We start from the raw sequence: 6,780 nt of genomic DNA, 5'->3' as shown, positions 1-6,780 counted from the left end.
GGTCGGTCGGCCGTGAGCATCAACGGGGTGCCGACCCCGTTCCGGGAGGCCGCCTCGGCGAGGAAGGCGGCCAGCCATCCCAGCGCGTCCAACGACCATTCGGTGAGGACACCGTGGAACGTGGCCCGGTGCCGGGCGGGCCCGCGCCACAGCTCGTCGATGACGGCGGGTTCCAGGACCACGCCGTCGTCGGTCAGGGAGAACGAGTCGCACGCGAAGACGTCCTGCGTGAAACTCCGTATCCACCGGAGCATCTCGGGCGCAGCCGAGTGGATGGACGGATCCTGTCCGCCGTCCAACGTCACCCGCACCGGTGTTCTCCACTGCGGGTCAACGTCGGCGAACCAGCCGGCGTCCTGGAACAGGGGCAGCACAGCGCTCACCCGCGACGAGGCGTCAAGGCTCTGCACCGGCAGCAGGAGCTGAACCGCTCGCAGGCGCGGAGTGCCGATACGCGCCACCACGTCGCCCGCACACGAGAGGAACGCCTGAACCGGCAACGGCCGGCGATCGGGAACCGGTTCGGTCAACGACACCTGAAACCACGCGATGCGCGACGGCTCCGGGCCCTGCCCGGCGTCGTTCATCCCCCACAGGCCGCCGGACGCGTTCTCGATGGCCTCGGTGAGCCATCCCATCGCGGACGACCTCGCGACGAACAGACTGTACGCGTCCGAGGAGGCGACGCGAGGATCTCGCCACGGATGCAACGCCAGCTCGCCGTGCAGAGCCGCGAACATGGTGCTGTCGGGTCTGATGCTCACGTCGCCCTCTTCCGCTATCGCCTGCAGTAGATGTTCCGGCTCGGTGTGTAGAGCTTGCCCGGGTCGTCGGCCAGGCCGACCAGGTCCACGTCGACGACGCTACGCCATCCCGTCAGGCTGTTGCTGTTACAGCCGCCGCGTCCGGTCGCCCGGTTGCCGGCGCCGCCGCCGGATCGCACCGTCGCACGGCCCACCGTGCCGGCGTTTCTCCAGCTGCCGTCGGAGTAGTACTGCTGCAGCTGCACCGTGACGACCGCCAGGGTGGCGTTGCAGTTGCCGTTGACCCACCAGCCGTGCCCGGAGGCCTCGAAGGCGGACGAGGAGACGTGGACGTAGTCCCCCGCGGTGTTGAAGACGCACAGCGCCCGGGTGTTCGTCGCGGAACCGGTGTTCTCCAGGCTCGCCTCGCTCCCCGCGGGAGCCCGACCGGTATCGGGAGCCGGAGCGGGGGTGGGAGGGGGTGCGAGGACGGACGCCGACGGAACCGCGATCGCCGCGGTCTGCGACATCCCGAGGAGCGCTGCGCTTACGATGCCAGCCGTCATGGAGATCTTGCGGAGTGATTGACGCATGATCGTACCTCCGTGCCGAGTCGAGTCGAGCGGGGGCAGGGGCCATTGTGTGGATCTTTTCTGGCGGTTGGAAATGTGCACGGTGCTGATCTCACGTGATGGCGCCAGACATTGGTAAACGTGTCATTTCCGTTCTGCCGTGTCAATGGAAAAAGAATTATTGGCGGCGTTTCGGTGGCTGCTTGATCTGTGATTCACGAACATAGATGGACAATTCGCCGAATAATTATTTATTTCCCGTTAAAGTCAATCGAGGGTTCCATGTTTTCATGGGTGATAATTCATGGCAGAGCTCAGGAAGGCGACCGTCGTATGGAGTCGTCATCGACAGCAGGACGTGTAGCCACGATGTCCTGTAGAAGGCTCAGTTCGTCTCCGTTGCCCGCAGCTCGATGCGATCGCGTACGGCCATCGCCCGCGGGTCGTCGTAGCCGGAGAGGAGGTTCAGTGCGTCCGCCCAGTGTCGGCGGGCCGCCTCCGGTTCCTCGTCGAACAGAGCCGCGGCCAGGCCGTCGAGGGCCAGGGCCTCATGCCAGGCGTCGCCGAGCTCGTGATGGACGGCGGCGGCCTGGCGGTGGAAGTCGGCCGCCTCCGCGCGGCGGCCGAGGTGGCGGTAGGTCTCGCCCGCGCCGTGCCAGGCCAGCGCCTCCCGGCTGCGGTCGCCGAGGCGGCGATGGAGCGTGGCGGAGCGGTGATAAGAGCCCAGTGCGTCGGCGAACCGGCCGTCGGCCCGCTGGGCGTTGCCGAGGGTGATGAGCCAGAAGCCCTCCAGCCGGTGGTGGCGGAGGCCGAGGGCGATGTCCAGCGCGGCCTGAGCCGACTTCATGGCCTCCTCCACCTCTCCCCGTTCGCACTGGAGGTCGCTCATCAGGCGCAGGACGTTGCCCTCACCGCGCTGGTTGTCCAGGGAGCGATGCGCCGCGAGAGCACGCCGGACGGCGTCCGCGGCCTCCGGCAGGCGGCCCGCGTGGTAGTGGGTGCTGGCGAGGTTGGACAGCATGGTGGCCTCCCAGTGAACGGAGTCCTGCTCCTGGAAGGCGGCGGCGGCCTGCTCGAAGTGCCGTGCGGCGTCGTCCAGCCGCCTCGTGCGGAGATGCGCCAGTCCGATCAGGTTGAGCGAGTGCGCCTCGCCGAGCCGGTCACCCAGCTCGCGCCAGATCGCCAGTGCGTTCCGATGGCATTCGAGGCTCTCGGTCAGGCGATTGATCCGGGTGTATCCCATGCCCAGCTCCGTGAGCAGTTGCCCTTCCGCGACGCGGTCGCCCAGCCGTCCGGCCGCCGCCAGCCCCAGGCGGCCCACGGCCAGCCAGTCGGCGACCGGAGCCGAAGGGGACTGCGCGTTCGACAGGACGGCCGACAACTGCCAGGTGAGCCGGTCCTGCCCGGTCGAGGCGGCGGCCCTGACAGCCTGCAGGAGGTTCGTGTGGTCGCGCTCGGACCAGTCCACGGCGGCGTTGTAGTCGGAGAAGCTCAGCGGATGCGTGCCGTCCGCCGGCGGGGCGAGTTCCAGCCGGGCTTCGGCGGGGTTGATCCAGCTCTGGGCGGCGTCGGCGGTGTGCAGGTACCAGTCCAGTACCCGGCGCAGCGCGGCCTGCTGTTCTTCGGGCGGCTCCTCCTGCTGTGCCTGGTCGGCGGCGTAGGCGCGCAACAGGTCGTGGAACTGGTAACGGTCCGGTGCCGTCTGCTCCAGCAGATGGGCGCCGACCAGGGAGTCAAGGAGCTGCCGGGTCCGGTTGGGAGACAGCCCGGTGAGGGCCGCGGCGGCGTGGAGGCCGAACTCGGGGCCCGGATGCAGGCCCAGCAGGCGGAACAGCCGGGCGGCCTGCTCCGGCAGGGCACGGTAGGACCACGCGAACACCGTACGGACGGCTCCGGCCTCTTCGTCGTCTCCCGTGCTCAGGGCGTCCCACAGGGCGGACTCGTCGCGCAGGTCGGCGATCAGGTCGTCCAGCCGCATGTGCGGGTAGCTGACAGCGCGCTCGGCGGCGATGCGCAGGGCGAGCGGCAGCCGGGCGCACAACCGGGCCAGCTCGGTGAGCTTGTCCTCGTCGTCCTCCGGCCGGTATCCGGCGGTGACGGCCCGCAGCAGGGCGACGGCCTCCGGCTCGGGCAGCGTGCCCAGCGTCAGCCGGTGGGCTCCGTCGCGTACGGCAAGGCTTGACAGGCGGTTGCGGCTGGTGACGACGGTCAGACAGCTCGCACTCCCGGGCAGCAGCGGACGGACCTGGTCCGGCGTCGCCGCGTTGTCCAGGACGACCAGCATCCGGCGGCCGGCCAGCCGCGAGCGGTAGAGCGCGGCGGCGGCGTCGGGATCCTGCGGCACGGAATGGGCGCGGACGCCGAGAGCGACCAGGAAACGGTGCAGGGCCTCCTGGGCGGTGACCGGCTCTCCCGGATCGTAGCCGCGGAGATTGATGTAGAGCTGCCCGTCGGGAAAGCGGTCCCGAACCTGATACGCCCAGCGCAGCGCGAGGGACGTCTTCCCCACGCCCGCAGTCCCGGCGATCACGCACACCGAGATGACGCGCGGATCGCCGTCTTCGCCGATCAGGACGGTGTTCAGCTCTTCGAACTCGCCGGTGCGGTTGACGAACCCGCGCACATCGGCGGGTAGTTGCCGTGGGGTGAGGTTCGCGGAGCCGCTCCGGTCCGGTTTGCCATGCTCGTGGAAGTGGACTCCGCCGCTGACGTCCCTGGCCTGTACGACATCACGCGAGGACCCCGACAGTTCGGAATGCGAACTGCCGGGGTGCTTCTCGTCTTCTCCGGGCTTTTTGACGCCTACTCCGTCTTCGTCGTGGGCGAGGGAAGGGAGGCCACCTCGCGGTCGAAGTAGGACATCACATCTTCACCGGCCTCGTAGAGGCTTTTGATGTATTTTTCCCAACCGCCGATGAGGCCGGGATCGGTGTAGCGAACCGCGCCGTTCGGGACGCCGGTTTCGGTGTAGAGAATGTGGTAGAGAGTTCGGCCGCCGAGGATGACCACTTCCGGCAGTGGAGCGGTCCTCTCCGAGGCCGCCACCTTTTCCACGCCGACCACGCGGACCCGCTCACCACATTCGGCACGCAGTCGCAGCGAGTGCAGCTCCCACTGCATATATGGCGTGAGCGGCGTCTCGACCACGCGTACCCGGTGGAAGAAGGAACCGCGGCGTTCGTCCTCCCGGGTGACCGCGAGCAGGTCGTCTCGCCTTTCGTCGAGAAGCCGCAGCGCTTCCTCCCAGTCACCTCGGCGAAACGCGTCACGGCTGGGACTGCCCTGTTCCTCGAAGTGCTGCCGCCGCTCGAACTTCCAGGAGTCCCGGTTGCGAACCTGCGCATCCCGCTGCCGGAAGTCGCGCCGGTAGGCGTCCCTGACGAGCCTTTCGCCCTGTGCGGGAACGAGGAAGGGGGCGCGGGGATCAAGCATCGGCGATGTCAGCCTTCGCCGCGCTGAGCATGATGCCCGGAATGACGACCAGCCGCTCATCCGGGGCGAGGGACACGCCCTCCGGCAGGCGGGGGCTGTAGGCGGCGGTGAGGTCCCTGCCGATCACTGCGATGTCACCGTTGTCGAGTTGCCAGATGTCTGGGCATTCGTCACGGCCGTCCGAACGGTCTAACTCTTTGGCCGACTTCCCTAATCGCCGCTCGAATGACGCGGAAGGGTCAGCTTCCCAGGAACGAGCCATGCCCGCCTCCATTTGGCTTGGCTGTACGTTCTACCTGTGCGGAGCATATGTTGGGCGGCACTCCGGGACAACGGAATGGGTGGATTATCGCGCGAACATGGCCGAAAAAACAAACCGGCTGTCCGAAACAGAGGACAAACGGGCTGAGCGGAAGGTGTTCACGGCACCTTCGCACCGATTTTCGGTGCGTATGGTGACGAAGGTTTGACGCCGAACCGGCCTCGACCTGCCGGTCATCGATCAGGGGCGGGTCGCAGTGGACATTTTCCGGGTTCGCACTACGGGCGGGCATTCCGACATCCAGTGCGTCAATGCTTGATTCTGGTTGTCAGTGGACTTCGGAGACGCCGAGAACATCGCGGTAGGAACAGCGCGTGCGGGATTCTCCGCTGCCAGGAAGTCTCATATTTAATGAGAAGGGGGCAGAAATACCGGCGTCATCGCCGACCAGAGGACTCCATTGGCGGCCGGATTGTCGATCACGGCAGGCTCACGTACGCACGACTTATGAGCTACGACAGCCGGTGCGAGGACGGCTGATCGGGGCTGTCGGTCGACTGGCAGTGAAGGACGGTCAGTCCATTTCCTGTGGTCTGTAGGGCTTTGGAGCATCGAAGGTGATCCCACCTTCGATATCTCTGGCCTGCACCGCGTTACCGTGCACGGTGCCACTGATCTCGTTGTGGACACCGCCGGACTCGGGTTCAGGCTCGGTCTCTTTGGGAGGTGAGGAAACAGCGCCGAAAACCGCCAGCCCCAGCCCCAGTAGTCCGACGAAGGCGCCGAGCACGCTGGCGAGTTTGTCGGCACGATCCAGACCGACCGCGATGAAATACCCTCCCAGCGCGACCAGGGCGGCCAGCGCCACGGTTACGCCCAACCAGACCAGTGTGCGTCTCGACATGCGTTCAGTGTCGGCCAGGTTTCAAAACGGGGGAAGTCCGCCGCCGCGAAACTCGCCATGCCGGGCGTCCCGATGTGTTGACCGCGACGCCCCGTCCTGTGCGAGCGGGTAACCGTCGACTTCGCCGTACGAGACGATCGTCGACCTGGGCGAACGCGCCCCCGGACGAAGAGGTGTGGGCTTCGCGGAACCGACCCCCGTTGGGTGGTTCACAGCAACCGTCTTTGCACGACGTCGGCGATGACCGTGGTCACGACCTTGCAGACGGCCCCAGCCGCCACCGGGGCGCCTTCCCGGCCGGCGAACAGCAGGTGCCCGGCCCCGATCAGTGAGAGCGCGAGCGCGTCGACGTCGGCGTCGACCGCGATGCGGCCCAGCTCGCATTCGTCGTTGAGGTAGCAGGCGATCATGGTCACGGCTTCCGTCATGACCGGGATACCGGGGCCCGGCCTGGCGTGGCGCAGCCGGGCGCGCAGCTCGTCCCGGAAGATGACGAGACTGACGATCGCCACCGCGACCGGGTCGAACAGGTCTATCAGTGCGCCGGTGAGGTTGCCGGCGACGGTGCCGGTCCCGGCGGACTCGCGCAAGGCGGCGGCCTGGCCGTCGATCCGGGCGATACGGTCTCGCACGAGCTCGGCGAGGAAGGCGTCGAAGTCGGCGAAGTGCCGGTGCAGGACGCCCTTGGCGACGTCGGCCTCGGTGGTGACCGCACGGCTGGTCAACGCGTTCGGCCCGTCCTGAAGCAGGACGCGCTCGGCGGCGTCGAACAGTTGCCGGCGGACGTCACGGATGTGCACCCCGGTCGGCACCGCGCGTTCCTCCTTTACGCTCACCGCGAATCGCTGCCCTGTTGGCGAGTGGGCA

The 6,780-nt window shown here is 67.6% G+C and carries 7 protein-coding genes; all 7 read right to left on the bottom strand.

All coding sequences use genetic code 11. The annotated features are described in order from the left end of the window. A partial coding sequence (locus ABZ260_RS43545; protein WP_355629670.1) for a hypothetical protein occupies positions 1-764 on the bottom strand: 764 nt, incomplete at its 3' end. Positions 765-778: 14 nt separating this feature from the next. After that, positions 779-1,273: a hypothetical protein gene (locus tag ABZ260_RS43540; RefSeq protein WP_355629668.1), complete on the bottom strand. Its 495-nt coding sequence runs from the start codon at positions 1,271-1,273 to the stop codon at positions 779-781. Positions 1,274-1,700: 427 nt separating this feature from the next. Next, the gene (locus tag ABZ260_RS43535) at positions 1,701-3,938 is read right to left on the bottom strand and encodes a tetratricopeptide repeat protein (RefSeq protein WP_355629665.1); all 2,238 of its coding nucleotides are present in this window, start codon (positions 3,936-3,938) and stop codon (positions 1,701-1,703) included. A gap of 179 nt (positions 3,939-4,117) precedes the next feature. Next, positions 4,118-4,747 (bottom strand): DUF6879 family protein, encoded by a 630-nt coding sequence (locus ABZ260_RS43530; protein WP_355629662.1) that lies wholly within the window; start codon positions 4,745-4,747, stop codon positions 4,118-4,120. After that, entirely contained in the window at positions 4,740-5,009 is a 270-nt protein-coding gene (locus tag ABZ260_RS43525) for a hypothetical protein (protein WP_350912419.1), read from the bottom strand. Before ABZ260_RS43525 ends, ABZ260_RS43530 begins: the two co-directional genes overlap by 8 nt. Before the next feature lie 574 nt (positions 5,010-5,583). Continuing rightward, positions 5,584-5,913, bottom strand: a complete 330-nt coding sequence (locus ABZ260_RS43520; protein WP_355629658.1) for a hypothetical protein — start codon at positions 5,911-5,913, stop codon at positions 5,584-5,586. A 209-nt stretch (positions 5,914-6,122) separates the two neighbouring features. After that, the gene (locus ABZ260_RS43515) at positions 6,123-6,725 is read right to left on the bottom strand and encodes a TetR family transcriptional regulator (protein ID WP_355629673.1); all 603 of its coding nucleotides are present in this window, start codon (positions 6,723-6,725) and stop codon (positions 6,123-6,125) included. Positions 6,726-6,780: the final 55 nt, after the last annotated feature.

Origin of the sequence: Streptosporangium sp. NPDC006013 (assembly GCF_040614275.1) — a bacterium.
In the GTDB taxonomy this organism is placed as follows: Bacteria; Actinomycetota; Actinomycetes; order Streptosporangiales; family Streptosporangiaceae; genus Streptosporangium.
Note: the sequence above shows the minus strand (reverse complement) of the source record. Positions and strands in the feature narration are given on the sequence as shown.